Here is a 24,820-nt window from a genome sequence, read left to right as displayed (position 1 = left end):
GGATGACGAGTTGCGATGAATGAGAAGTTAAAAGAACGATTCAGCTCACTGACGGGTTCGCTCAAGGCGTTGCCGACGAACCGTAAAATCTTTTGGGGCATCGTCATCGCCGGCGTATTACTCGTCGCGGTGGTATTGACCCTGTTGCTCGCGAGACCGAACATGGCGCCTTTGTATACGAACTTGTCGGCACAAGAGGCCGGCGAAGTGACAGAGAAGCTGACGGCTGACGGAGTGAAATCAGAAATTAAAGCGACCTCGAACGGAGTGAGTGTGTACGTGCCGAGTGAACGGGTCGACCAGTTGAAAGTCAGTTTGGCTGCAGCCGGTATCCCAAAATCCGGTGCCATCGATTATAGCTTTTTCAGCGACAATGCCGGCTTCGGGACGACCGATCGGGAGATGGCCGTCATCGAACGGAGCGCGATGCAGACCGAGCTCGAGCGATTGATTACTCAAATCGAAGGAATCAACCAAGCGAAAGTCATCATCTCGTTGCCAGAAAAATCGGTGTTCCTAGCAGAGGATCAAGGGGAGCCGACGGCATCGATCGTCTTGAACCTCGGTGCTGGCACGTCACTTGAACCGGCGACGGTGAAAGGACTCTATCATTTGATTAGTAAGAGTGTGCCTAACCTGAAACCAGAAAACATCTCCATCATGGACCAATACTTCACGTATTACGATTTGGACCAGTCGACGATGGCCGGTGGCGGCTCGACCGACCCACTCGCATTGAAGCGTCAAGTCGAGAAAGACGTGCGTCAGCAGATTCAACAGATGCTCTCGGTGCTTCTCGGAGAGCGAAGCGTACTCGTATCGGTCACGGCCGATATCGACACGACTCAGACGGCAGAAGAGCAAAACCTTGTCACCCCGGTCAATGAAGACAGTATGGAAGGCATCGTCACATCGGCGGAACGAATCGCCGAGGCGTATACAGGCGGGACCGGCGCGCAGACAGCTGCCGGGACGGCCGAGAACGATACGGTCAACTTCCCTGCCGCGACAGGTACGGGTAATGAAGAGAGCGAGAAAAATCATGAAATCATCAACTACGAAGTAAACCGCATTACAAAACAAATTCAAAACGCGCCGTATACGATTCGTGACCTCGGCGTCCAACTCATCGTCGAGCCGCCGAACGGCGCGACGACGATTGACCCACAACTTGAAGGTGACCTTGAGACGATGATGTATTCGATTATCCGGACATCGCTCGCGAAAACGGGTGAAGCCCTCACAGAAGCGGAGTTGGAACAAAAAGTTGTCGTCGTATCACGTCCGTTCGCAGAAGCGGAAGCCGTCGCGACGACCGAACAAGGGACGCCATGGTGGATGTATGCTGCCGCAGCTGGTGCGGTCGTTCTACTCGCCCTCGTCTTCTTCGCTCTACGCAAGCGTAAGCAAGAACCGCTCGCGGAGACGAACGAGTGGGAAGTCCCATATGAAGACGAAGTCCCAGACCTCGATCTTGAAGAACGAGGCGAAGGCGCCGTTAAGAAGAAACAGTTGGAGAAATTGGCAGAGAGCAACCCAGAAGAGTTCGCCAAACTTCTTCGTACTTGGATGTCTGAGGAGTGAGTACCGTGAACTATGCAAAACAATCGAACCGAGAAAAAGCGGCGATGCTCATGATCTCGCTTGGACCTGAAGTGGCGGCGAACGTCTACAAGCATTTGTCCGAAGAAGAGATGGAGCAACTGACGCTTCAAATCTCGGGGTTAAAGAAAATATCGACTGAACAAAAAGAGACAATCATGGGTGAGTTCCATGAACTCGCGATGGCTCAGAACTACATCACGCAAGGTGGCATCGGGTTCGCGAAGACGGTGCTCGAGAAAGCGGTCGGGGAAGAGAAAGCGATGGCCCTCATCCATCGCCTCACTTCGACGCTCCAAGTCCGACCGTTCGAGTTTGCACGAAAAGCTGATCCGAAGCAGTTGCTCAATTTTATTCAAAACGAGCACCCGCAAACGATCGCGTTAATTTTGGCGCATCTTGAGCCTGTCAAATCTGGTCAAATCTTGTCGGAACTGCCGCCAGAGATTCAATCGGAAGTCGCCAAACGGATTGCGACGATGGACCGGCTCAACCCGGACGTCATCCATGAAGTCGAACAGATTCTCGAGAAGAACTTGTCACAGACCGACATGCAAGATTATGCGCAATCGGGTGGAATCGAAGCGGTCGTCGAAGTGCTCAACGGTGTCGACCGGACGACCGAACGCACGATTCTCGATGCGCTTGAAATTGAAGACCCGGAACTTGCCGAAGAAATCAAAAAACGGATGTTCGTATTCGAAGATATCGTCACGCTCGACTCGCGGGCGATTCAACGCATCATCCGGGAAGTGTCAAACGACGATCTTCTGCTCGCACTCAAAGTGTCGTCCGAAGAAGTCAAACAAATCATCTTCAAAAACATGTCGCAACGAATGGTCGATACGTTCAAAGAAGACATGGAATTCATGGGACCAGTTCGATTGCGTGACGTCGAAGAGGCACAAAGTCGGATTGTTGGGATTATCCGTCGCCTAGAAGACGTCGGAGAGATTGTAATCAGTCGCGGCGGAGGAGATGACATCGTTGTCTAATGTAATCAAACGAGGACGTGCGACAGCGTTCGAGCCGCAACGGATTGACTCGAAATCGCTGTTCGAGGTGGCGGAACAATCAAGCGAAGTCGATCACGAGTCCGTGATTGCCGCCCGCTATCAGAAACTTCGACAAGAGGAAGAAGCGGCCAACGAACGATTTCTCGCTTCGCAACAAGCGTTAGAACAGTTGAAAGCCGAGACGCTTGAAGCAGCATACAATGAAGGCCATGCTGCGGGCTTTAACGAAGGGCATCGTGAAGGGAAGGCGGCGTTCGATGAGTTGACGACCCGGTTAAACACGGTGCTCGTCGAACTCGAACAGTTATATGACGAGAAATGGCGCTCCGCCGAACACCAACTCGTCGAGCTTGCCGTTGAGGTCGCGGCCAAATTGACGACTGATCTGATTCGAAAAGATGAACAATTGTTTGCCGATTTGATTCGAACCCAAGTCATTCGCGAACCGGACGCCGAGAGTTTGACCATTTATGTCCATCCGACACGCCTCGCTTCGATTCAACGGTTCAAGTCGATGTGGCAAACGGAGATGACGCCGCTGATGAAATATCGGGCGGATGCGTCGTTAGATGAGGTTAGCGTCCGAATCGAGACGCCCGAGCACGGAAGTGAACGCGACGTGTCGTACAGTTTGGAACGGATTCGGTCCACAATCGAGGAGGTATTAACCGATGGGGCTTATTGATCTCGTCACGGAAACCGTGGCCCGGTCGCCGGAAGACGAGTACGTGCGAAAAGTCGGACGCGTCTGTCGTGTCGTCGGGTTGATGATCGAAGCGAGCGGACCGAGCGCATTTATCGGCGAACGATGCCTCATCGAGTTGCCGAACGGTCAATTCGTGGAAGCGGAAGTCGTCGGATTCAATGATGCCCGCGTACTGCTCATGCCTTACGGCGAAACGACACAAATTGCACCAGGCTGCATCGTCAAAGGGACCGGCCGGATGCTCCAAGTGCCTGTCGGATTCGAGTTGATCGGTCAAGTGCTCGACGGGCTAGGCCGTCCGCTCTCTGGTGAAGGGAAGCGCCCGACTAAACAATACGACGTCTTGCGGAAGCCTCCGAACCCGCTCGAACGACCTCGCATCCTTGACTCTTTATCGACCGGGGTCCGCGTTATCGATGGACTTTTGACCGTCGGGAAAGGACAACGGGTCGGCTTGTTTGCCGGTTCGGGTGTCGGGAAGTCGACACTGCTCGGAATGATTGCCAAGCGTTCATCCGCCCACATTAACGTCATCGCGTTGATTGGCGAGCGGGGGCGTGAAGTGAAAGAGTTTATTGAAAAAGAACTTGGGCCAGAAGGGATGGCGCGCTCGGTCGTAATCGTGGCGACGAGCGACCAACCGCCACTCGTTCGTTTGAAGGGGGCCTACACGGCAACCGCAATCGCAGAGTACTTCCGCGACCAAGGAAAAGAAGTCGTCTTGATGATGGATTCGGTAACGCGTTTCGCAATGGCGCAACGTGAAATCGGGCTCGCCACTGGTGAACCGCCGACATCAAAAGGTTATACCCCGTCCGTCTTTGCCATGTTGCCGCAGTTACTTGAGCGAAGCGGGACGGCTGTCACCGGCTCCATCACAGCATTTTACACCGTACTCGTCGACGGAGACGATATGAACGAACCGATTGCCGATGCTGTTCGCGGGATACTAGACGGTCACTTCGTCATGGATCGTGCTCTTGCGAACCGTGGCCAGTTTCCAGCCATTCACGTGTTGAAGTCGATCAGTCGAGTCATGAACCAAATTGCCTCACCGTTACATCGCGAGGATGCAATCACGTTTCGAAGCTGGCTCGCCACGTATTTAGATGCAGAAGACTTAATCAATATCGGCGCATATAAAAAAGGGACGAATCCAGCGATTGACACGGCCATCGACCATTATCCTGGACTGCTCACATTTTTGAAGCAATCGATTGAAGAAGAGGCGTCGTTCGAGCAAACACTCGATCGCTTGGCCGGAATCGCAAGAGGTGAATCATGAACAGATTATTACTAGAGCGAATCATGCCGATCGCTGAACATGAAAAGGAAGAGACGGCGACCGAGATGAGATCCTTCAAGGCACGATTTGAGGCAGACATGGAAGCGTTATACCGTCTCCTCATCACGTACGAGTCGCTCATGAAGAGCCAGGATGAACAATCCGGGACCGTCGACTTACTCATGTCACAGTATCGGGAAAAAACGCGCGACTTGTTGAAGCGTCAAATCGAGACGCAACAACTCGTCGTGACTCAATCTCGGAATCGCTATCACTTAGCGCAGGAGCGCCTACTTGGTAAAGTCGTCGAAGAGAAGAAGTACGTGACGCTTCATGAGAAAGCGAGTCAACAAGAAGTTGCCGCCACTAAGGCGACGGAGCAGTCGTTTATCGACGAATTGGCAGTCATTCATCACGGGAAAGGGAAGTAAGCGGATGGAAAAAGAGAAGAGTAAACGTGGAATCCAGTTGTTGGTCGCCCTTGTCCTCGTGCCGGCAATTTTCTTACTCGTCGGAGGTATCGTCGTGATGAATTATGCGATGGATCGTCCGCTCTTATCAGTTCCGTTCCTCGAGGTGAAAGAGGAACCGGCGACCGAGAAGAGCGTGAACGTGACAGGAATTGATTCGGATGCGACGAACCGATTGAAAGTAGCTAATGCTGAAATCGAGAAACTTCGGAACGAGAATGTTGAATTGACGAATGAAGTAAAGGCGAGACAAGAAGAAGTGTCCCGTCTGATTAAAGAACGAGATCGCCTCGTCGCCGAGCTAAGTACAGCCGCTGAAGTCGAAGCGACGACGTCGGACGTGTCCCGCGTGTATGAGGAAATGTCGGCCAAACAAGCTGCGGCCATCATGAACGAGCTCGAAAGCCCTCAAGTGGCCAAGCTATTAAAAGAACTTTCACCGAAACAACAGGCGGACATCCTTGGCCGGATGGATGCACAGCGTGCCGCTGTCGTCACTCAGTTGTTGCAATAGAGGAGGTCGAATCCATGAATATCGCTTTACTTGGACAAGCCGTGCAAGGCACAACGCAAAAAAACGGAGAAGCGAGCGCTTCCCCGACAGGTCAATTTTTACAATTACTTTCGTCCATGCTCGGGTCGTTCGCCGATACACCGCAACAACCGTTTTCCGCTGACGTAGAGTCGCCGCAACCGTTGCCGACCGAGGATCTCTCTACAGAACTCGAACGATGGTTGCAGCAAACGGACAGCCTTGAATGGCTGAAAGGATTACCACAAGATGCTTACCGTCAATTCATGGACGCATACACAGGATTGTTGGCGGAAGTGGCCCTTCCTGAGGAAGTGCCTAACGCGATTCCTGTGAAAGATGTCTCACAAGTCGTAGACGGAACGAAGCCGGTAGCAAATACACCAATCGTGATTCCGACCATGGTCGAACGTGAGGTGAAACGGGAAGCGCAATCGGTGCCTACGAAAAGTACGTTCGAGGCGAACGTGCGCATCGTCAAACAAATTGTAACGCAATTTAATGGGACGTTTGGCCAGACTCAAAACACTATACCCCAGCCAAAACAACTTGAAACCACGTTGACGACAGTCGTGAAAGAATCGCTTGAACTGTTGCCAAAAGGCGGGACGTGGACGAAACCACAAATCGATGTCGACACCGTCATGTACGCCTCGAAAAGTTCGTTGCCTGAAAATCTAAAGGCACGAATCGAAGCAGCACTTCAACGCGCACCGTTCCAAAGTGGGGCGGACGGTTCAAAAGTGTTCACGGTCCGTCTTTATCCGGAGCAGCTCGGAGAACTCGTCGTCAAATTAGAACGCCAAAACGGGGAACTCGTCGTCAAGTTGTTTGCGAGTAATCAAGATGCGAAACAATTGCTACAATCGCAACTTCAGCAGTTGCATCAGACGTTGCAACCGCTCACGCCGAACGTGCGCATTGAGGTGAACTTGACGCAACAGGCGCTTGACGCCAAAACGCCGACTTCAAACAGTGAGCACCCTGACCCTGAACAGGAAGGGCAGCCGCAATCGAAAGGAGAATCAGACGATGACGACCATCCAACCGAAGACGAGTGATTATTCGTTGCCTGATTCATCCGCGCCGAAAGCGACGAATCAATATGACAAGAACATGTTCTTAAAACTGCTTCTCGCGCAACTCGCGAACCAAGATCCGATGTCACCGATGGAAGACCGTGAATTTATCGCACAGATGGCGCAGTTCTCGTCACTCGAACAAATGCAGACGATTTCGAAACAACTCGATTCGATGCTCGTCGATCGGCATATGTCATCCATCTCTGAATTCAGTAACATGATTGGGAAGACGATTAACTATAAGACGGAAACGGCAACAGAGACGATTCGTGGGTCAGCCCGTGTCCTCTCTATCTCAAGAACGGATGAGACAGGATACATGGCCGACCTCGAAGACGGAACGTCCGTCAGCGTATATGACATCACGTCCATTAAACAAGCATAGGAGGAATTATCATGTTAAGAGCAATGTACTCAGGAATCAGTGGACTTAAGAACTTCCAATCCAAACTTGACGTCATCGGGAACAACATCGCCAACGTCAACACGTTTGGCTATAAAAAAGGCCGCGTCACGTTTAAAGATCTCGTCAGCCAGCAAGTCGGAAGCGCGACAGGCGCGAACGCAGTCAGCGGGGGGACAAACCCGAAAGAAGTCGGTCTCGGTGGCACGATGGCGACCGTCGATAACGTCTATAACCAAGGCGCGATGCAAAACACGGGTCGCGCACTCGATGTCGGTATTTCAGGAGAAGGGTTCTTCGCGTTAAACGTCAACGGGCAAACCCAATACACGCGGGCCGGAAACTTCTATACGGATAACGCTGGCGATATCGTCAACGGGGACGGGTCGTACTTACTCAGCACGACTGGACAAAAGATTACGATTCCAGCCGGTGCGAAGTCGTTATCGATTGGGAAAGACGGTCAAGTAAGTTACGTCAACGACGCGGGTGTTTCGACTCAAGTCGGTCAAATTCAAATCGTGACGTTCGCAAACAACGCCGGTCTTTCGAAAGTCGGGGCGAACAACTTTATCCAGTCGCAAAACTCAGGTGCTCCAAACCCGGGGATTCCAGGGCAACAAGGTCGCGGGGAGCTCGTCTCTGGCGCACTTGAAATGTCAAACGTCGACTTGTCAGAAGAGTTCACGGAAATGATCGTTGCCCAGCGCGGATTCCAAGCCAACACCCGCATCATCACAACATCGGACGAGATTTTACAAGAACTCGTCAACTTGAAACGCTAATGATTCACGTTACAGCACTTCGGGGTGAAGCGTTCGTGTTGAACGCCTTGTTCATCGAGACGATCAAGGCGGAGCCGGACACGATCATCCATCTATTTAACGGCAAGACGTATATCGTCAAAGAATCGAAGCAAGAAGTCGTCGACCGCGCAGCTGCCTTTTATCGCACGGTCGGATTGATTGGAACGACAGGGACTAGAGGTGAAGAAGATGAGTGAAGAGAAACCAAAAGGCGGCGCCATGAAAATGGTACTGATCATGCTCGTCGTCTTGCTCGTCATGGGTGGAGCCGGGTTTATGACTTATAAATACTTGTTCGGCGACAACGTGACGGCGAAGACGAAGCCGGTGACAGCCGAGGAGCTCGCTGAGCGTAGCTTCACGACCGATGACATGACGACGAACATTCAAGACGAGCGATTCATCAACGTCCAGTTCACGATTGTCACGGATGCGGTCGAAACGAAAGAGAGCTTAGAGCTTCGAAAGTTCCAAGTTCATAACGTCATTCTCGGAGATTTGGCGGGAATGACAAAAGCGCAACTGACGACGAAAGAAGATATGCAAAAGTTTGAACAGTCGTTGCGCGAACAATTGAACGGTCTCCTCGAAGAAGGAGAAGTTCAACGCGTCTATATGACGAAGAAAATCATACAGTGAGGTGGCATCATGGGAGAAGTACTATCTCAACAAGAGATTGATGCCTTATTATCCGCGTTAAGTAGCGGCGACGTCGAAGCAGATTCGTTTTTGGCACAAGAAGAAGAACGGAAAGTCCGACAATACGACTTTAAACGGGCCGTCCGCTTTTCAAAAGACCAAATTCGAAGCCTGACAAGAATTCACGAACACTTTGCGCGTATGTTGACGACGTTTTTCTCGGCCCAGCTTCGGACGTACGTCCAGTTCACCGTGAATTCGGTCGAACAGTTGCCTTACGACGAATTCATCCACTCGATTCCAAGCATGACGATGATCAACTTGATTGAGGCCCCCCCGCTAAACGGTCGCTTCATCATCGAGGTCAATCCGAACATCTCGTATGCGATGCTTGATCGCTTGCTCGGGGGACCCGGGGTTGAAATCGAGAAAGTCGACAGTTTTACGGAAATCGAGATGCGCATATTGACGCAATTGTATAAACGAGCGTTTTCTTCTTACGGGGACGCGTGGGAATCGATTGCCGAAGTGAAGTCTCAAATGGCTGCCGTTGAAGTAAACCCTCAGTTCCTTCAACTCGTTTCACCGAATGAGACGGTTGTTTTGATCTCCATCGGCGTGACGATTGGGGAAGTGAGTGGAACGATTAACGTCTGCTTGCCGTTCGTGACGATCGAACCGATTCTTTCCAAGCTGTCGAGTCATTACTGGATGCAAGAGGCGAACCGCCGCAATGCATCGGGTAGCAGTAAAGAGCCGCTCAAAGCCCAGCTGATGAATTCGTCCGTCGAGGTCGTATCACTGCTTGGCGAGACGACGATCACGTTTGGTGACTTGTTGCATTTAGAGATTGGCGACTGTTTGACGCTCGACCAATTAGTAAAAGAGCCGCTATCGGTCATGGTAGGGGAAAATAAAGTGTTTAAAGGGCAAGCCGGTGTGAGCGGGAAGCGGATGGCGGTTCAAGTGTTACACCGGGTGAAGGAGGAAGAGCAATGAGTGAGATGTTGTCACAAGATGAAATCGACGCGTTACTCCGAGGGACAAGCGATAGTTCCTCATCAACTGAAACAAAGCAAGAAGAACACCTAGACTCGATGGAAAGCGACGCGCTCGGTGAAATCGGTAATATCTCGTTTGGAAACTCGGCGACCGCACTGTCGACGCTTCTCCAACAAAAAGTCGAGATTACGACACCGATCGTTAGCGAAGTGACCGTCGATGCATTACGTGAGCGTTATCCGACGCCACACGTCGCTTTACGTGTCGGTTATACCGAAGGGTTAGAAGGGGAAAACGTCCTCGTGTTGACACGTGAAGATGCGGCAATCATCTCAGATTTGATGCTCGGTGGTACCGGCGTCGGCGTCGACCCAGAAGGGCTCGATGAGATTCGATTATCAGCCGTCCAAGAAGCGATGAACCAGATGATGGGAGCGGCGGCGACGTCACTTTCGACCGTCTTCTCGAAAAAGATTGACATCTCGCCCCCGCTCGTTGAAGTATTTGACTCGACGAAGACACAGACGATCATCGATCGTCTCGAGCTATGGGAGACGATGGTGTTAATCGAGTTCAACTTGAAAGTCGGTACGTTAATCGATTCGAAAATCGTTCAAATCGCGCCGATTCAGTTTGGCAAACAGCTTGTGAACGAATTGATGGCGGCGACTTCGCCAGCACCAGCACCGAAGGCGGAACCGGTCAAACAGGTAGCCGAATCGCGGCCTCAACAGACTGCATCACCTCAACAAACAGCGGCACCGCGCCCGACAACGAAATCAGCGCCAGAAGTCGCCGTCAGTCAAGCGGAATTCATGCCACTTCATGCGCCGACATCCAATGATGCGTTACCGGCCAATCTCGGTCTCTTGTACGATGTGCCACTCAACGTGACGGTCGAACTTGGCCGGACGAAACGGTCGGTACGAGAAGTGCTCGAGTTGTCGCAAGGCTCGATCATCGAGCTTGATAAATTGGCAGGGGAACCGGTCGATATTTATGTGAACCAACAACGCATTGCCCGTGGCGAGGTTGTCGTCATTGAAGAGAACTTCGGGGTACGTGTGACAGAAATCATTCAACCGCATGAGCGGATTGGAATCGTTTAAGGAGGAAGACAGATGAGTGCAAAGATTTTAGTGGTAGACGATGCGGCGTTCATGCGCATGATGATTAAAGATATTTTAACGAAGAACGGGTTTGAAGTAGTCGGAGAGGCGGAGAACGGGGTTGACGCGGTAGCAAAGTATCGTGAACTCACACCGGATCTCGTTACACTCGATATAACGATGCCAGAAATGGACGGACTCGCAGCATTGAAAGAGATTCGCGGATTCGACTCGAACGCGAAAGTCATCATGTGTTCGGCGATGGGGCAACAAGCGATGGTCATCGATGCGATTCAAGCTGGAGCGAAAGACTTTATCGTGAAGCCGTTCAACGCAGAACGCGTCATCGAAGCAGTCTCTAAAACGGTCGCACAATGAACAAGTGGTGGTTGATTATTCTTCTCGTGGTCGGTCTTTCTTTGCCGGCCACGGTTGAGGCCGCCACCGTCGAGAAGCAGTTCGAGCAACAGCAAGAGCAGATAGAGACTCCGAAATCGGAATCGACTACCGTTTCAACGATTGGGACACTAATTAAAGTCATTCTCAGCCTGGTCGTTGTCATCGGTGGCTTTCTCGTCTTAATGCGCTGGTTGAGCGCTCGGACGCAAGGGGTGAAGACGGCCCAACACATGAAACATTTAGGCGGTGTACCGCTCGGGAAAGATCGTTCGGTGCAACTCGTCAAACTCGGCGACCAAGTGTATGTCCTTGGTGTCGGCGAATCGATTCAATTGATTGACCGGGTCGAGGCAGACGCACTTGATGAAGAAGTGACTGAAAGTTTGCCCGTGGCCGGATCGAACAGTTCCGCATTTTTAGATACGTTTAAACAACAATTGGCTCAAATTGAGCAAGCGAGGAAGAAGCAATGACGACGATTGAACAATTAATCAATTTAGAGACGCCGGACAGTACCTCGACGTCCATCAAACTATTAGTCGTCTTGACACTGTTGACGCTCGCGCCGTCATTTCTCATTCTGATGACCTGCTTCACGCGTGTCGTCGTCGTCTTGTCGTTCATCCGACCTGCGCTCGGGACGCAACAGACGCCACCAAACCAGCTCATTATCGGTTTGGCGCTCTTTATTACGTTGTTCGTCATGTCACCGGTTTTGTCTGACTTGAACGAAAAAGCTCTCACGCCGTATATGGAAGATCAAATCAGTCAAGATGAGGCGTTCGAAGAGGCGAGTAATACGATGAAACGATTCATGGCTAAATATACGCGCCAAGAGGATTTACAGCTCTTCATTCGATACGGTAACTATGAACAGCCTGAGTCGATTGAAGATGTTCCACTCCTTGCGATGGTACCAGCCTATGCGATTAGTGAATTGAAAACGGCGTTTCAAATCGGATTTATGATTTTCTTGCCGTTCTTGATTATCGATATGGTCGTGGCGAGTGTACTTATGTCGATGGGGATGATGATGCTTCCACCGGTCATGATTGCCTTGCCGTTCAAATTGCTTTTGTTTGTACTTGTCGATGGGTGGCATTTGATCGTGGAGTCATTGCTTAGAAGTATGTAGGAGGAACGATTATGACGCAGGAAATGGTCATTTATTTGGCGACAGAGAGTGTGTGGACATTGTTAAAGATTGCGATGCCGCTCTTACTCATCTCCCTCGTCGTCGGTCTCGTCATTTCGATTTTACAGGCGACGACTCAAATTCAAGAGCAGACGCTCTCATTCGTCCCAAAGATCATCTCGGTCTTTATCGGACTCGTCGTTTTCGGTCCATGGATGTTGCAACAGATTGAAGGATTCACGCGAATGATTTTTGAACTGATGGTCGAGGTCGCCTCGAAATGAACGCCGTCGACTTCATCAGTCTTTACGGTTTGACGTTTGCACGGCTTTCCGGCTTCTTCGTCAGTGTGCCACTCTTCTCGTCTCGGCAGTTGCCGGTCATGCATCGCGTCGCATTCAGCGCACTACTCGCCTATTACGCGATGTTCACCGTAACAGAGCCGATTGTGATGAGCGAGGCGTTCATCGTCCAAGTGTTGTATGAAGTATTGATCGGGCTTTTACTTGGCATCTTAATCAACATCTTATTCTTCGCACCGCAAATCGCTGGGGGTGTCATCGACTTACAACTCGGTTTGGCGATGGCTTCGGCCTACGACCCGATGTTTGGTGGTCAGTCACCGCTTATCGGCCGATTTTACTACATTTTTACGTTATTCATTATGTTGTCGACGAATATGCATTTACTGCTCATCGATGGGATTTATTATAGCTTTCAAATTTATCCACCCGGTCAACCGATGATCAACTTTACCGAGGCGTCACTCATGATGGCCGTCAAGGTCGTGACGATGACGATGCTCGTCGCGCTGCAACTTGCTTTACCGATGATGGCATCGTTACTCCTAGTCGACTTAGCGCTTGGATTCCTTGCGAAGTCGGCGCCGCAGTTTAACATCTTTGCCATCGGTTTTTCATTCAAACTCATCGCCGGTTTCTCGGTCATGGTCGTCATGATGGGCTTGACACTGAATGGCATCAGCCAATTCATCCCGTTGTTACAAGATGTGTTGCGTGATTTTATGACGCTTTTAGGAGACATTGCATGAAGCCTCTATACTCTTTATCGGTCGATCTTCAGTTTTTTGCAGGTGAAAAAACAGAAAAGGCGACCCCACGAAAACGACAAGACTCACGGAAGAAAGGTCAAGTCGCGAAATCAGCCGACCTGACCGGGGCGTTCGCCTTGTTCGCCATGTTCCTTATGTTGTCGTTCCTCGGTCCATACATTGGAAAACAGTTATTCACGTTGACAAAGGATTTACTTGGCCCGACGTATCTACTGACCGATTTGTCAGACGGCATGTCAGGGATGCTCCTTGACTTGTTGCTCCGGGTCGGACTCATCTTAGCTCCATTTTTCATTGTTGCTGTCGTCTTCGGCGTCTTGGTCAACTATTTCCAAATCGGTCCGCTTTTCTCGACAGAAGCGATTCAACCGAAGCTTGAGCGTATCGATCCCATCAAAGGGGTTAAACGGATTGTCAGCATGAAGGCCGTCGTCGAATTTTTAAAGTCCTTATTCAAATTATTGATTATCCTGACGACCGCCGTCACCGTCCTTTGGCAAAACCAAGAGAAATTGTCACGTATGGCCGTCGAGCACGTTCGTGAATCTGTCGTCGCGTTAACGAGTATTACAATCGAACTCGGACTTTGGGTGAGCGTCGCGTTGCTTGCACTTGCACTCTTTGACTTTTTCTATCAACGGTTTGATTTTGAGAAATCGATTCGTATGTCGAAGCAAGACATTAAAGATGAATATAAAAATAGTGAAGGCGACCCGCTAATCAAATCAAAAATTAAACAACAACAGCGGGAGATGGCGATGCGCCGTATGATGCAGGAGATTCCGAATGCAGACGTCGTCATCACGAACCCGACCCATTTTGCCGTCGTCATCCGTTATGACGATACGAAAGATTTCGCACCACTCGTCGTCGCCAAAGGGGTCGACCGCGTCGCGTTCCATATTCGCGATGTGGCAAAAGAACATGACATCCCAATCGTCGAAAACAAACCGCTCGCACGAGCCCTCTATGCCCAGATGGACATCGGGGAGGCCGTGGACGAGTCATTTTATCAAGCGATCGCCGAAGTGCTCGCGTTCGTGTATCAACTGAAACAACCGTCTTGAGGAGGAGTATGCGTTGGCTGTAAGAGCTAAAGATTTTGCGGTATTGATCGGCGTTCTCATGATCGTCGTCATGCTCGTCATCCCATTACCGGGATTTATGTTAGATTTCTTGATTATTGTAAATATATTGATTGCCTTACTCATCTTGCTCGTAGCCATGAACGCTCGGGAAGCGCTTGATTTCTCGGTCTTTCCTTCGCTCTTGTTGATTGTGACGCTGTTTCGACTCGGTTTGAACGTATCGACGACGCGTTCGATTTTATCGACCGGATATGGTGGAGAAGTCATCGCCACGTTCGGGAACTTCGTCGTCGGCGGGAATGTACTCGTCGGATTCGTCGTCTTTCTCATCCTCGTCATCATTCAATTCGTCGTCATCACAAAAGGGGCGGAACGCGTGTCGGAAGTCTCGGCCCGCTTTACGCTCGATGCGATGCCTGGGAAGCAGATGGCGATTGATGCCGACTTAAACTCCGGCTTGATTGACGACAAGCAAGCACAAGTTCGTCGCAAGAAGATTCAAAGCGAGGCTGATTTTTACGGTTCGATGGATGGTGCCTCGAAATTCGTAAAAGGGGACGCCATCGCTGGAATTATCATCGTCGTCATCAACTTAATATTCGGGATTATTATCGGGACGGTTCAAATGGGCCTTCCGGTCGGACAAGCGTTCCAAACGTTCTCACTCATGACAATCGGGGATGGACTCGTCGGACAGATTCCGGCGCTTCTCATCTCGACAGCGACCGGAATTATCGTCACTCGCGCCGTCTCAGACGGAAACCTCGGGGAAGACGTCGTCGACCAACTCGGTCAAAATCCGACGCTCCTTTATATCGCAGGATCAATTGTCATCATGCTCGGGATTATCTCGCCGAGTCTACTTCCGGTCACATTGATTATCGCTGGGGTCGCCTTTTACGGGGCGTATGCGATGCGACGCAATATGAAACGAGTCGTCGAAGAACCGTTGCCCGAAGAAGAACCGATGGCTCAGACCGAGACGGTCGTCTCGCTCTTGCAAATCGATGCGATCGAGTTCGAGTTCGGTTACGGGCTGATTCCACTCGCCGACGAATCACAAGGTGGCGACCTGCTCGACCGCGTCGTCATGATTCGACGTCAGCTCGCACTCGAACTCGGCTTCATCTTGCCGACCGTGCGGATTCGTGACCATTTACAACTGTCACCGAACGCGTACCGCATCAAAGTGAAAGGCAATGTCGTCGCCGAAGGCGAGTTATTGCTCGATCATTATTTGGCGATGAGCCCGGGCATCGAAGACCCGGAAGTATACGGAATCGAGACGACGGAACCGGCGTTTGGCTTGCCGGCACTCTGGATCGATGAAGAGACGCGTGCTCGTGCCGAGATGAGCGGTTATACAGTCGTTGACCCGCCGTCGGTCGTGGCCACGCATTTGACGGAAACGCTCAAAAAACATGCCGCCGATTTACTCGGCCGCGAAGAGACGAAGCAGCTCGTCGAACATTTGAAAGAGACGCATCCTGTTCTCGTCGAAGACGTCACGCCATCGGTTCTATCGATTGGCGATGTTCAAAAAGTATTACGTCACCTGTTGAAAGAACACGTATCCATCCGCAACTTGCCGCTCTTATTTGAGACGATGGCCGACTACGGAAAAGTGACGAAAGACGCGGATATTCTTGGCGAGTATTGCCGCCAAGGGCTGGCCCGTCAATTGACAGACCAAGTAAGTCCGCCGGACGGTCCGCTTTATGTCGTCACGCTCGGCGGTCAGACCGAACAATTGATTCAAGACGCCGTGCAAAAGACGGAGTTTGGCAACTATTTGGCGCTCGACCCAGATCAAGCGCGTGAAATCATCGAACGAACAGCTGAGCAGTTATCGATGTTTGAACGTTACGGCGCGTCGGCTGTCATTCTCTGCTCACCGACGATTCGCTTGTTCGTCAGACAGTTGCTCGAACGGTATTATCCAGACGTCCCGGTACTCGCCTATAACGAGTTACTCAGTTCTGTCGAAGTGAAAAGCATTGGGGTGATTTAAGATGCAAATCAAAAAGTATACAGGCAAGACGATGGGTGAGGCGATGGCGAAAGTGAAGCAAGAGCTTGGCGAAGATGCTGTCATCTTGAACTCCCGTCAAGTCAAGACCGGATGGTTCGGATTGTTTGCCTCGAAACAAGTCGAGGTCATCGCCGCGCTTGAAAAAGAACCGGTGCAATTGAAGCCGAGACAGCGCGTCGAGAAGACAAAATCGGCTCAATCGGTTCCGAAACCGCCACAACAGTCAATCAGCGTCACACCAGCGACGCCCCGTCGATTGCCGGCCGGACTAGAACGAATCGAAGCGTTGCTTTCAACGGATTCCTTCGCCGGGTTGGCTTGGGAAGAACGAATCAACGAACTGTTCTATACGACGCGGTCGGTCGAGGCGGTCGAACGCTTCGTCCGTGATGAGATTCAAGGGGTCTTTCAATCTGTTCCAGAAACATCGCGTTACGTCATGCTCGTCGGACCGACGGGTGTCGGAAAAACGACGACCCTTGCGAAACTCGCTGCCCACTACAAGCTCGAGGAAGGGATGACGGTCGGACTGATCACGACCGATACGTATCGGATTGCTGCAATCGAGCAATTGAAGACGTACGCCGAAATCCTCAACATTCCGGTAGAGGTCGCCTATGACTTTGATGACTTTAAACGGGCGAAGCAACTGTTCGCCCGAAAAGACATCGTCTTAATCGACACGGCCGGCCGCAACTTCCGGGACGAGGCATATATTGAACAGTTCCATCACCATCATGATTTTTCGGAGACGAACTTGTCGCTCGTCCTCAGCTTGACTTCGAAGCTAAAGGACATGGAAACGATTTATGGCCAATTTGCCCAACTGCCGCTCCGGTCGCTCATCTTCACGAAGGCGGATGAGACGAGTGACATCCATGCGATGTTCAAACTTGTGCGCGACAGCGGTCTCCCGGTCGCCTGGTTGACCGATGGCCAAGAAGTACCGGACGACCTTGTTCAAGGAAGCCCTGAACGATTGACGGAGATGCTTTTAGAGAAAGAAGGGTGGACACGATGGACCAAGCAAGGCGTCTGAGGGCGAAAACGGACCGTCATCCGACGACAATCGCATTCGCGAGCGGGAAAGGCGGAGTCGGTAAGACGAACGTCTGTGTCAATACCGCCATCGGGCTCGTCGAACTCGGGAAACGAGTGTTAATTGTCGACCTCGACCTCGGGATGGCGAACGTACACATCTTACTCGATGCCGCACGTTCCCAAACGATGGTCGATTGTGTGAAGACACGGATTCCACTGCTCACTGCTGTTCAGAAACATGTCCACGGTGTCGATATATTACATGGGGGAAGCGGGCTCGATGCGTTAGTCCAATTCTCAGATAGCGACATGCAATTTTTAATGCGAGAACTTGAAGTGTTGACCGATTATGACTACGTCTTATTTGACATGGGAGCCGGGGCGACGGACACGTCACTCCAATTTATCGCAGGGTGTGACGAGATGTTTTTGATTTTGACACCGGAGCCGACATCGCTCATGGACGGGTATGCGTATACGAAGCTCGTTCACCAACAATACCCTGACTTACCGCTCGGGGTTATCGTCAATCGAGCCCAATCCGGTGAAGAGGCGCTTCAATGTTTTGAACGGATGGAAGTCGCATGTCGACAGTTTTTAAAGAAAACAATTCGATTCCTCGGCTATTTACCGGATGACCCGTCCGTCAGGAAAGCGGTCATCGCGCAAGTCCCGTTTTACACATTCGATCGAAAGAGTGACATCAGTTGGAGGCTCGAGCGGATTTTGACGACGCTCACCGGGACGCCGCCACGACAGCGTCACTTCATGGATCGTCTGATGGGCAATTTGCGCCGCCAATGGAACCGAGTTTAACGACAGGGAGGCAATAGAGATGGACGTGAACGAATATTTAGGGTTGTTTTTAGATGAAGCACAAGAGCATATCCAGTCAGTGAACACACAGTTGTTGAAGCTCGAACAGTCAGGTGGCATGGATGCGGTTCAAGAGATTTTCCGTTCGGCGCACACGCTGAAAGGGATGGCGGCGACGATGGGCTATGAGAGTGTCGCAAACTTGACGCATGAGATGGAGAGCGCCCTCGACCTCGTTCGGGGTGGGAAGAAAGCGAGTAACCAGCTCTTGCTCGATACGATGTTCACGGCGATGGAACAAATCGAAGAGATGATTGCTGACATCGAGAGTGGTGGAAGAGGAGCCAATGTCGATGTGAGCGCAACGGTGAAGGCGTTCCAAAGCTTCATCGGTCATGATGAGCCGGAAGCGGTTGAAGCAGCAGATTCGCCGTTCACGGTCGACTTGTATACCGACTCCGTGATTGAACAGGCGAAACAGACCGGGTTTGAAGCATACCGGCTTCACGTCAAGTTGTCGGATGCTGTCGTCTTGAAAGCGGCGCGTGCCTACATGGTGTTCGATCGCCTCCAAGAACTTGGGGAAGTCGTGCGGACGGTGCCGGATACGGAAGCGATTGAACAAGAACAGTTTGACTTGTCATTTGACGTTTTATTCTTGTCGCAAGAAACGGCCGAAGTCATCGAACATGCCGTGTCACAAGTGTCAGAAGTCGACCGAGTCGAAGTCCATCTCTTTACAGCTGAAGCTGTCGGCGAGCCAGAAGTCGCCGCAAGTGTCGAGGCACCGATTGCGCCGGTCGTAAACGCTGTGCCAACACAAAACGAAGTGGAAGAAGTGAAGGAACAGCCGGTCGCACAAGCGAAGACGATTCGCGTCAACTTGGAGCGGATTGATCGCCTCATGAACTTGTTTGAAGAGTTCATCATCGACCGAGGTCGCCTTGAGCGCCTTGCCGATGAAGTGGGCCAACCCGAACTGAACGAGACGGTTGAAAAGATTAAACGCGGGACGAACGAGTTGCAATCACTCGTCTTAACGTTACGGATGATGCCGATCGAGCAAGTGTTCAATCGTTTCCCACGGATGGTACGTTCTGTCGCGAAAGATATCCATAAAAAAGTTCAGCTTGATATTTCTGGGGCAGAGACGGAACTCGATCGGACGGTCATCGATGAAATCGGCGACCCGCTCGTCCACTTGATTCGTAACGCTATCGACCATGGAATCGAACGTCCCGAGGTCCGGGTCCAGTCCGGCAAGCCGGAACAAGGGCGCTTGTCGCTACGGGCATATCACGGCGGCAACCGAGTCTTCATCGAGATTGAAGACGACGGGGCTGGAATCAATGTCGATAAAGTTCGGGCAAAAGCGTTCGAACGTGGCGTATTGACGGTAGAAGAAGCAGCCAATATGACGGACAACGAACTCGCGATGCTCATCTTCGCGCCAGGGTTCTCGACGGCGGACGTCGTCACCGATTTGTCAGGCCGCGGTGTCGGCTTAGACGTCGTCAAAAACAAAATCGAGTCACTCGGTGGGGTCGTCTCACTTGAGACGTCAGTCGGACAAGGAACGAAATTCCAAGTCAGCCTTCCACTCACGTTATCGATCATCTCGGCGATGCTTGTCATGGCAGGAGAAGAGACGTATGCGATTCCGTTGTCCTCGATTCTCGAGACGACGTTACTTGATGAAGCCGATATTTTAACGGCGCATCGTGAACGTGTCTTTGACTTCCGAGGTCAACTCGTCCCGCTCGTTTATTTGAAAGAAATGTTCGGCATCGATGTTGAGACGAAGTCGCAATTCCCGGTCGTCGTCGTACGAAAAGGGAACAAACTCGTCGGTGTCGTCGTGAACGATTTGATTGGCCAGCAAGAGATTGTCATGAAACCGCTCGGCTCTTACTTAGAGGGGATTCCAGCCATCTCAGGCGCCACAATTCTTGGAGACGGGCGTGTCGCCTTAATTGTCGACAGCAACGATCTCTTCTAAGGAGGAAGCAGGATGGAACAAAAATGGGTAGTCTTTTCACTTGCCGACAACACGTACGGCATCGACGTTCAATCGGTCCGTTCAATCGAGCGTATGCAACCCGTGACGCGCGTCCCGAACGCGCCGGCTCACGTCAAAGGAGTCATTAACTTACGTGGGGTCGTCACACCGGTCATCGACCTTCGCCTCCGCCTCGGGTATGAGGAACTTGAGGCGACGGACGAGACGCGTATCTTGATTGCCTCATTGAATCAAGGCGATGCTGGATTCATCGTCGACCGGGCGAATGAAGTCGTCGAGAGCGACGAGGTTCGGATTGAACCGATTCCTGAGTCGAGCCAAGACATGCTCGCGGCGCATTTGACGGCGATTGCCAAAGGGGAAGACAAATTGTTCTCACTCCTTGATGCCAATGCCTTATTCGAGGATCAACATGCTGAGTGAATTTGAACAAGATTTATTGAAAGAACTCGGAAACATCGGATCAGGTCATGCGGCGACGGCGTTATCGACGCTGTTGGCAAAGCCCGTCAACATCACGGTCTCTTCAGCCGAAATGGAGCCGATCTCGTATTTACCTGATCGAGTCGGCGGTCCGGAGCGCCATGTCGCCTCGGTCTTGCTCGAACTCGGTGGTGAGATTCGCGGTATGATTCTCATCCTATTCCCGGTCGATGACGCCGAAGCGATGGTCACCTCGTTAATTGGGATGCCGTTCACGTTCGCTGAAGCGAGTGAACTTGGCCAATCGGCTTGGGAAGAGATTGGCAATATTATGAGCGGGGCTTACGCGCGTGCGCTGAGTGACTGGTTAACGACACCGATCTTGATTCAAGTACCTGCGACGGCAATCGACATGGCCGGCTCCATCGTTGAGTTCGTCGTCACGTCGGTCCAGCCAGAAGAGGATGCGGCGCTCTATATCGATACGACATTTTTGATTGATGACAAAGTGAGTGCAGGCCATGTGTTGTTCCTACCGACACACGGCTCGCTCAAGCAAATCGAGCGGCGGTTGCTGGGCCATGGCTGAAGTACTCAAAATCGGCATCGCCGAATGGAAACAGACGACAGCACCAAATCGACTCCGTACGGCCGGACTCGGCTCATGTGTCGGCGTGATTTTATACGACACGCACATAAAAGTGGCGGCGATGGCGCACGTCATGTTACCAGATTCCAATATCGCTCGGAAACATCAGACGCTCGAAGTAGGAAAATATGCCGACACGGCGATCGATGCACTCGTTGATTCGTTGAAACGGGCCGGAGCAGGTCGTTTACAGGCGAAGATGGCCGGCGGCGCACAGATGTTTCAGTTTAAATATGAGAACGAGGCGATGCGCATTGGTGAACGAAATGCTGAAGCGATTCGAAAAGCACTGAAGGCCCATCGCATTCCGCTTATCGCAGAAGATTGTGGCGGCCATAACGGTCGAACGATTGAATTTGATGTGACCACGTCCGTGTTGTCGATTCGGACGGTCAGTGTTGGCACGAAAGAACTTTAAGGGGGGATCGACATGACGACTCAGCTTACTCAGTTGTGGGATCGTTGGAACAGTGACCGTGATATGGAGACGGCAAACGAACTGTTATCTCATTATGAATTTTTAATCCATTATCACGTACAACGAATGATCGTGACGCTCCCGAAAAGCGTCGAACGCGACGAATTGAAAAGTTTGGGTTACATGGGATTGTACGATGCCCTCATGAAATATGATCCAGATCACAACAATAAGTTTGACACGTACGCAGCGTTTCGGATTCGTGGGGCGATTATCGATGGACTTCGTAAAATCGATTGGCTTCCTCGGTCTGTCCGTGAACGCGTCAAAAAGATTGACCAAGTAGCCGAACAACTCGAACAGAAGCTTCACCGGGCACCGACGAAAGAAGAGCTCGCGACCGCTTGTGGTGTTCCGATTTCAGATATTGAAAAAGCGATGGCGGAAGGCTATTTCGCGAATATGTTATCGATTGACGAGGCGGTAACGCTTCAAGAAGAAGGGAAAGTCATCTCCGTCACGTATTTCGATCCGGACTCTGAAAAGCCAGAAGATACGTTATTGCAACGCGAGCTGCTCGATGTATTGACGTCCGAGATTGAACAATTGTCGGAAAAAGAACGACTCGTCGTCTCTTTGTTCTATTTCGATGAGTTGACGTTAACAGAGATTGGGGAAGTACTCGAGTTATCGACGTCACGCATCTCGCAAATTCACTCGAAAGCGTTAAAGACACTCAAGTCTGCGCTCGGACGCTCGTATTTGGAAGAAAAGACGTCATAAGGAGGATGAAGATGACGATTATTTTATTGCTTGCAGGCATCGGATTCACCTATGCACTCTTACTCGCTTTCAAACAACTGAAGACGTTGAAAAGTCGAATCGAGCAACTCGAAGCGGAAAAACATGAGACGGAGATGTTGTTGTTGTCGTTCATGGAATCAATGAATGACGTCGTCAAACAAGACGACGTGTCTGAACGAACTTTCCACGAATCGGAATCCATGTCCCACGAACCGGAGGCCGCTCCGATCCAGAAAGTCGTTGCGGAACAGTCAGACCATCAACTCGTCGAAGAGACGCTCCTTCGTCACTCCGTACGTGACGCGGCTCGCCTCCTCGGAAAAGGGGAAGGCGAGATGGCGTTATATGCAAAATTTCGTGGGAAGTGAGAGTTGCCGGATTCGGTGACATATGCTATAGTAATTCTCGGTGTTAAACACATCACACACGTCTCGGGATGGTATTCCTCGGTGCCGAAAGGTCGGAATACATTGATGAACGAGGCGGAGGACTTTTTTAAACCACAAGGAGGAAATTTATCATGGCAGTAATCTCAATGAAGCAATTGCTTGAAGCTGGTGTACACTTCGGTCACCAAACACGTCGTTGGAACCCAAAAATGGCGAAATACATCTTCACGGAGCGTAACGGAATCTACATCATCGACCTTCAAAAAACGGTCAAAAAAGTAGACGAAGCTTACAACTTCGTTCGTGAACTCGCGGCAGAAGGCGGAAACGTCCTCTTCGTTGGTACGAAAAAACAAGCTCAAGACACGATCAAAGAGGAAGCACTCCGTTCAGGTATGTTCTTCATCAATGAGCGTTGGTTGGGTGGAACACTCACAAACTTCTCAACAATCAAAAAGCGTATCAACCGCTTGAAACAACTTGAGAAAATGGAAGAAGACGGCACGTTCGAAGTACTTCCTAAGAAAGAAGTCATCATCTTGAAAAAAGAAATGACACGTCTTGAGAAGTTCCTCGGCGGAATCAAAGACATGCCAGGCGTTCCAGATGCTCTCTTCATCGTTGACCCACGCAAAGAGCGTATCGCGATTGCAGAAGCTCACAAATTGAACATCCCAATCGTTGCGATTGTCGACACAAACTGTGACCCAGACGAAATCGACTACGTTATCCCAGCGAACGACGATGCAATTCGTGCGGTTAAATTGCTCACTTCTAAGATGGCAGACGCGATCATCGAAGCGAAGCAAGGTGAAGAAGAAGTTGCTGAAGAAGCTGTAGCACCTGAAGCAGAAGCTACAGAAGCTGAGTAATCAGTTAGACAACAGGTGATAAAGGGAAAGCCTTTTATCACCTTTTTTTAGGACATGTATACGAAGGCACCGTGCCTTCTTCTTAAAATTTGTAGGGTTACTAAGGAGGAATTTCCGATGGCAGTTACAGCAGCAATGGTAAAAGAACTTCGTGAAAAAACAGGCGCAGGTATGCTCGATTGCAAAAAAGCACTCACTGAGACAAACGGTGACATGCAAGCAGCAATCGACTTCCTTCGTGAAAAAGGAATCGCGAAAGCGGCAGCTAAAGGTGACCGCATCGCAGCAGAAGGTTTGACAGCAGTAGCGGTTGAAGGCAACAAAGCTACGCTCGTCGAAGTAAACTCTGAAACAGACTTCGTTGCGAAGAACGAGAAGTTCCAAACGCTCGTATCTGACGTTGCGACGGCTGTTCTCACTTCTGGTGCAACGACAGTTGAAGAAGCGCTCGCATCTGAATTCGTCGCTGGTAAAACGCTTGAGACGCACATTCAAGAAGAAGCTTCGACAATCGGAGAGAAAATTTCACTCCGCCGCATCGCTGTGCTTGAAAAAGCAGACGATGCAGTATTCGGCACGTACCTCCACATGGGTGGTCGCATCGGTTCGGTCGTCATCATCGACGGCACGACAGATGAGACAGTTGCCAAAGACGTTGCGATGCACGTAGCTGCAGCACGTCCACTTTACGCGACACGCGATGAAGTTTCAGCTGAAGAAGCAGATCGTGAGAAGAAAGTCTTGACTGAGCAAGCCCTCAACGAAGGTAAGCCAGCGAACATCGTCGAGAAGATGATTGCAGGACGCATGAACAAGTACTACGAGGAAATCTGCCTCGTTGACCAAACATTCGTCAAAGACGCTGACTTCAAAGTTGGGAAATATGTAGAGTCTAAAGGCGGCCGTGTTAACTCGTTCGTACGTTTCGAAGTCGGCGAAGGCATGGAAAAACGCGAAGAAAACTTTGCTGAAGAAGTAATGAACCAACTTAAAAAATAATCTGCATCACC

At 50.9% G+C, this 24,820-nt stretch carries 30 protein-coding genes; all 30 read left to right on the top strand.

Going from position 1 to position 24,820, the window contains the following annotated elements; translation table 11 throughout:
* Positions 1 to 15: 15 nt before the first annotated feature.
* Positions 16 to 1,584: a flagellar basal-body MS-ring/collar protein FliF gene (gene fliF / locus KNP92_RS08180; RefSeq protein WP_214839352.1), complete on the top strand. Its 1,569-nt coding sequence runs from the start codon at positions 16 to 18 to the stop codon at positions 1,582 to 1,584.
* Between the two features lie 5 nt (positions 1,585 to 1,589).
* Complete coding sequence (gene fliG / locus KNP92_RS08175) at positions 1,590 to 2,597, top strand: flagellar motor switch protein FliG (RefSeq protein WP_214839350.1); 1,008 nt, start codon at positions 1,590 to 1,592, stop codon at positions 2,595 to 2,597.
* Complete coding sequence (locus tag KNP92_RS08170; RefSeq protein WP_214839349.1) at positions 2,581 to 3,303, top strand: FliH/SctL family protein; 723 nt, start codon at positions 2,581 to 2,583, stop codon at positions 3,301 to 3,303. The genes fliG and KNP92_RS08170 overlap by 17 nt, the downstream gene beginning before the upstream one ends.
* Positions 3,290 to 4,609: a flagellar protein export ATPase FliI gene (gene fliI / locus KNP92_RS08165; RefSeq protein WP_214839348.1), complete on the top strand. Its 1,320-nt coding sequence runs from the start codon at positions 3,290 to 3,292 to the stop codon at positions 4,607 to 4,609. Before KNP92_RS08170 ends, fliI begins: the two co-directional genes overlap by 14 nt.
* Complete coding sequence (locus KNP92_RS08160; protein ID WP_214839347.1) at positions 4,606 to 5,040, top strand: flagellar FliJ family protein; 435 nt, start codon at positions 4,606 to 4,608, stop codon at positions 5,038 to 5,040. The genes fliI and KNP92_RS08160 overlap by 4 nt, the downstream gene beginning before the upstream one ends.
* A gap of 4 nt (positions 5,041 to 5,044) precedes the next feature.
* Entirely contained in the window at positions 5,045 to 5,593 is a 549-nt protein-coding gene (locus KNP92_RS08155; protein ID WP_214839344.1) for a MotE family protein, read from the top strand.
* A 14-nt stretch (positions 5,594 to 5,607) separates the two neighbouring features.
* Positions 5,608 to 6,672, top strand: coding sequence for a flagellar hook-length control protein FliK (locus KNP92_RS08150; RefSeq protein WP_214839343.1), 1,065 nt, complete (start codon positions 5,608 to 5,610; stop codon positions 6,670 to 6,672).
* Positions 6,644 to 7,078 carry a flagellar hook capping FlgD N-terminal domain-containing protein gene (locus tag KNP92_RS08145; RefSeq protein ID WP_214839342.1) on the top strand — a complete coding sequence of 145 codons (435 nt, stop codon included), beginning with the start codon at positions 6,644 to 6,646 and terminating at the stop codon, positions 7,076 to 7,078. Before KNP92_RS08150 ends, KNP92_RS08145 begins: the two co-directional genes overlap by 29 nt.
* An 11-nt stretch (positions 7,079 to 7,089) precedes the next feature.
* A complete protein-coding gene (gene flgG / locus KNP92_RS08140; protein ID WP_214839341.1) occupies positions 7,090 to 7,881 on the top strand; it encodes a flagellar basal body rod protein FlgG in 792 nt (263 codons plus the stop codon).
* A complete protein-coding gene (locus KNP92_RS08135; protein WP_214839340.1) occupies positions 7,881 to 8,099 on the top strand; it encodes a flagellar FlbD family protein in 219 nt (72 codons plus the stop codon). Before flgG ends, KNP92_RS08135 begins: the two co-directional genes overlap by 1 nt.
* Positions 8,092 to 8,541 carry a flagellar basal body-associated FliL family protein gene (locus KNP92_RS08130; protein WP_214839339.1) on the top strand — a complete coding sequence of 150 codons (450 nt, stop codon included), beginning with the start codon at positions 8,092 to 8,094 and terminating at the stop codon, positions 8,539 to 8,541. Before KNP92_RS08135 ends, KNP92_RS08130 begins: the two co-directional genes overlap by 8 nt.
* A gap of 9 nt (positions 8,542 to 8,550) precedes the next feature.
* Positions 8,551 to 9,540, top strand: coding sequence for a flagellar motor switch protein FliM (fliM, locus tag KNP92_RS08125; protein WP_214839337.1), 990 nt, complete (start codon positions 8,551 to 8,553; stop codon positions 9,538 to 9,540).
* Entirely contained in the window at positions 9,537 to 10,652 is a 1,116-nt protein-coding gene (gene fliY / locus KNP92_RS08120; protein ID WP_214839335.1) for a flagellar motor switch phosphatase FliY, read from the top strand. The genes fliM and fliY overlap by 4 nt, the downstream gene beginning before the upstream one ends.
* Before the next feature lie 12 nt (positions 10,653 to 10,664).
* Positions 10,665 to 11,030: a response regulator gene (locus tag KNP92_RS08115; RefSeq protein ID WP_024370114.1), complete on the top strand. Its 366-nt coding sequence runs from the start codon at positions 10,665 to 10,667 to the stop codon at positions 11,028 to 11,030.
* Entirely contained in the window at positions 11,027 to 11,524 is a 498-nt protein-coding gene (locus KNP92_RS08110) for a flagellar biosynthetic protein FliO (protein ID WP_214839334.1), read from the top strand. Before KNP92_RS08115 ends, KNP92_RS08110 begins: the two co-directional genes overlap by 4 nt.
* On the top strand, positions 11,521 to 12,186 hold the full coding sequence (gene fliP, locus KNP92_RS08105) for a flagellar type III secretion system pore protein FliP (protein ID WP_214839332.1): 666 nt from the start codon (positions 11,521 to 11,523) through the stop codon (positions 12,184 to 12,186). Before KNP92_RS08110 ends, fliP begins: the two co-directional genes overlap by 4 nt.
* An 11-nt stretch (positions 12,187 to 12,197) precedes the next feature.
* Complete coding sequence (fliQ, locus tag KNP92_RS08100; RefSeq protein ID WP_214839325.1) at positions 12,198 to 12,470, top strand: flagellar biosynthesis protein FliQ; 273 nt, start codon at positions 12,198 to 12,200, stop codon at positions 12,468 to 12,470.
* Positions 12,467 to 13,237: a flagellar biosynthetic protein FliR gene (gene fliR, locus KNP92_RS08095; RefSeq protein WP_214839324.1), complete on the top strand. Its 771-nt coding sequence runs from the start codon at positions 12,467 to 12,469 to the stop codon at positions 13,235 to 13,237. The genes fliQ and fliR overlap by 4 nt, the downstream gene beginning before the upstream one ends.
* Positions 13,234 to 14,325, top strand: a complete 1,092-nt coding sequence (gene flhB / locus KNP92_RS08090) for a flagellar biosynthesis protein FlhB (RefSeq protein WP_214839319.1) — start codon at positions 13,234 to 13,236, stop codon at positions 14,323 to 14,325. The genes fliR and flhB overlap by 4 nt, the downstream gene beginning before the upstream one ends.
* A 13-nt stretch (positions 14,326 to 14,338) precedes the next feature.
* Entirely contained in the window at positions 14,339 to 16,357 is a 2,019-nt protein-coding gene (gene flhA, locus KNP92_RS08085; protein ID WP_260564087.1) for a flagellar biosynthesis protein FlhA, read from the top strand.
* A gap of 1 nt (position 16,358) precedes the next feature.
* Positions 16,359 to 17,417, top strand: coding sequence for a flagellar biosynthesis protein FlhF (locus KNP92_RS08080; RefSeq protein ID WP_214839317.1), 1,059 nt, complete (start codon positions 16,359 to 16,361; stop codon positions 17,415 to 17,417).
* Entirely contained in the window at positions 17,396 to 18,235 is an 840-nt protein-coding gene (locus tag KNP92_RS08075) for a MinD/ParA family protein (RefSeq protein WP_214839315.1), read from the top strand. The genes KNP92_RS08080 and KNP92_RS08075 overlap by 22 nt, the downstream gene beginning before the upstream one ends.
* A 19-nt stretch (positions 18,236 to 18,254) precedes the next feature.
* Positions 18,255 to 20,234, top strand: a complete 1,980-nt coding sequence (locus KNP92_RS08070) for a chemotaxis protein CheA (protein ID WP_214839313.1) — start codon at positions 18,255 to 18,257, stop codon at positions 20,232 to 20,234.
* A gap of 12 nt (positions 20,235 to 20,246) precedes the next feature.
* Positions 20,247 to 20,678 (top strand): chemotaxis protein CheW, encoded by a 432-nt coding sequence (locus KNP92_RS08065; RefSeq protein WP_214839311.1) that lies wholly within the window; start codon positions 20,247 to 20,249, stop codon positions 20,676 to 20,678.
* Positions 20,668 to 21,267, top strand: coding sequence for a chemotaxis protein CheC (locus KNP92_RS08060; RefSeq protein WP_214839309.1), 600 nt, complete (start codon positions 20,668 to 20,670; stop codon positions 21,265 to 21,267). Before KNP92_RS08065 ends, KNP92_RS08060 begins: the two co-directional genes overlap by 11 nt.
* A complete protein-coding gene (locus KNP92_RS08055) occupies positions 21,260 to 21,745 on the top strand; it encodes a chemotaxis protein CheD (RefSeq protein WP_214839308.1) in 486 nt (161 codons plus the stop codon). Before KNP92_RS08060 ends, KNP92_RS08055 begins: the two co-directional genes overlap by 8 nt.
* A 12-nt stretch (positions 21,746 to 21,757) precedes the next feature.
* On the top strand, positions 21,758 to 22,528 hold the full coding sequence (locus KNP92_RS08050; RefSeq protein ID WP_214839305.1) for a FliA/WhiG family RNA polymerase sigma factor: 771 nt from the start codon (positions 21,758 to 21,760) through the stop codon (positions 22,526 to 22,528).
* A gap of 11 nt (positions 22,529 to 22,539) precedes the next feature.
* Positions 22,540 to 22,917, top strand: coding sequence for a hypothetical protein (locus KNP92_RS08045; RefSeq protein ID WP_214839303.1), 378 nt, complete (start codon positions 22,540 to 22,542; stop codon positions 22,915 to 22,917).
* A gap of 152 nt (positions 22,918 to 23,069) precedes the next feature.
* Positions 23,070 to 23,810 carry a 30S ribosomal protein S2 gene (gene rpsB / locus KNP92_RS08040; RefSeq protein WP_214839301.1) on the top strand — a complete coding sequence of 247 codons (741 nt, stop codon included), beginning with the start codon at positions 23,070 to 23,072 and terminating at the stop codon, positions 23,808 to 23,810.
* A 117-nt stretch (positions 23,811 to 23,927) separates the two neighbouring features.
* Positions 23,928 to 24,809, top strand: coding sequence for a translation elongation factor Ts (gene tsf, locus KNP92_RS08035; RefSeq protein WP_214839300.1), 882 nt, complete (start codon positions 23,928 to 23,930; stop codon positions 24,807 to 24,809).
* The last annotated feature ends 11 nt before the right edge of the window (positions 24,810 to 24,820 follow it).

It is taken from the genome of Exiguobacterium sp. s122 (assembly GCF_018618475.1).
GTDB classification, from domain to species: Bacteria; Bacillota; Bacilli; order Exiguobacteriales; family Exiguobacteriaceae; genus Exiguobacterium; species Exiguobacterium himgiriensis.
This window is presented reverse-complemented; position numbering and strand designations above follow the sequence as displayed.

Excerpts from the sequence above, each read along its gene's own strand:
- fliF (WP_214839352.1), top strand. The coding sequence starts at position 16 with ATGAATGAGAAGTTAAAAGAACGATTCAGCTCACTGACGGGTTCGCTC.
- KNP92_RS08170 (WP_214839349.1), top strand. The coding sequence starts at position 2,581 with ATGACATCGTTGTCTAATGTAATCAAACGAGGACGTGCGACAGCGTTC.
- fliI (WP_214839348.1), top strand. The coding sequence starts at position 3,290 with ATGGGGCTTATTGATCTCGTCACGGAAACCGTGGCCCGGTCGCCGGAA.
- KNP92_RS08160 (WP_214839347.1), top strand. The coding sequence starts at position 4,606 with ATGAACAGATTATTACTAGAGCGAATCATGCCGATCGCTGAACATGAA.
- KNP92_RS08155 (WP_214839344.1), top strand. The coding sequence starts at position 5,045 with ATGGAAAAAGAGAAGAGTAAACGTGGAATCCAGTTGTTGGTCGCCCTT.
- KNP92_RS08150 (WP_214839343.1), top strand. The coding sequence starts at position 5,608 with ATGAATATCGCTTTACTTGGACAAGCCGTGCAAGGCACAACGCAAAAA.
- KNP92_RS08145 (WP_214839342.1), top strand. The coding sequence starts at position 6,644 with ATGACGACCATCCAACCGAAGACGAGTGATTATTCGTTGCCTGATTCA.
- flgG (WP_214839341.1), top strand. The coding sequence starts at position 7,090 with ATGTTAAGAGCAATGTACTCAGGAATCAGTGGACTTAAGAACTTCCAA.
- KNP92_RS08135 (WP_214839340.1), top strand. The coding sequence starts at position 7,881 with ATGATTCACGTTACAGCACTTCGGGGTGAAGCGTTCGTGTTGAACGCC.
- KNP92_RS08130 (WP_214839339.1), top strand. The coding sequence starts at position 8,092 with ATGAGTGAAGAGAAACCAAAAGGCGGCGCCATGAAAATGGTACTGATC.
- fliM (WP_214839337.1), top strand. The coding sequence starts at position 8,551 with ATGGGAGAAGTACTATCTCAACAAGAGATTGATGCCTTATTATCCGCG.
- fliY (WP_214839335.1), top strand. The coding sequence starts at position 9,537 with ATGAGTGAGATGTTGTCACAAGATGAAATCGACGCGTTACTCCGAGGG.
- KNP92_RS08115 (WP_024370114.1), top strand. The coding sequence starts at position 10,665 with ATGAGTGCAAAGATTTTAGTGGTAGACGATGCGGCGTTCATGCGCATG.
- KNP92_RS08110 (WP_214839334.1), top strand. The coding sequence starts at position 11,027 with ATGAACAAGTGGTGGTTGATTATTCTTCTCGTGGTCGGTCTTTCTTTG.
- fliP (WP_214839332.1), top strand. The coding sequence starts at position 11,521 with ATGACGACGATTGAACAATTAATCAATTTAGAGACGCCGGACAGTACC.
- fliQ (WP_214839325.1), top strand. The coding sequence starts at position 12,198 with ATGACGCAGGAAATGGTCATTTATTTGGCGACAGAGAGTGTGTGGACA.
- fliR (WP_214839324.1), top strand. The coding sequence starts at position 12,467 with ATGAACGCCGTCGACTTCATCAGTCTTTACGGTTTGACGTTTGCACGG.
- flhB (WP_214839319.1), top strand. The coding sequence starts at position 13,234 with ATGAAGCCTCTATACTCTTTATCGGTCGATCTTCAGTTTTTTGCAGGT.
- KNP92_RS08080 (WP_214839317.1), top strand. The coding sequence starts at position 16,359 with ATGCAAATCAAAAAGTATACAGGCAAGACGATGGGTGAGGCGATGGCG.
- KNP92_RS08075 (WP_214839315.1), top strand. The coding sequence starts at position 17,396 with ATGGACCAAGCAAGGCGTCTGAGGGCGAAAACGGACCGTCATCCGACG.
- KNP92_RS08070 (WP_214839313.1), top strand. The coding sequence starts at position 18,255 with ATGGACGTGAACGAATATTTAGGGTTGTTTTTAGATGAAGCACAAGAG.
- KNP92_RS08065 (WP_214839311.1), top strand. The coding sequence starts at position 20,247 with ATGGAACAAAAATGGGTAGTCTTTTCACTTGCCGACAACACGTACGGC.
- KNP92_RS08060 (WP_214839309.1), top strand. The coding sequence starts at position 20,668 with ATGCTGAGTGAATTTGAACAAGATTTATTGAAAGAACTCGGAAACATC.
- KNP92_RS08055 (WP_214839308.1), top strand. The coding sequence starts at position 21,260 with ATGGCTGAAGTACTCAAAATCGGCATCGCCGAATGGAAACAGACGACA.
- KNP92_RS08050 (WP_214839305.1), top strand. The coding sequence starts at position 21,758 with ATGACGACTCAGCTTACTCAGTTGTGGGATCGTTGGAACAGTGACCGT.
- KNP92_RS08045 (WP_214839303.1), top strand. The coding sequence starts at position 22,540 with ATGACGATTATTTTATTGCTTGCAGGCATCGGATTCACCTATGCACTC.
- rpsB (WP_214839301.1), top strand. The coding sequence starts at position 23,070 with ATGGCAGTAATCTCAATGAAGCAATTGCTTGAAGCTGGTGTACACTTC.
- tsf (WP_214839300.1), top strand. The coding sequence starts at position 23,928 with ATGGCAGTTACAGCAGCAATGGTAAAAGAACTTCGTGAAAAAACAGGC.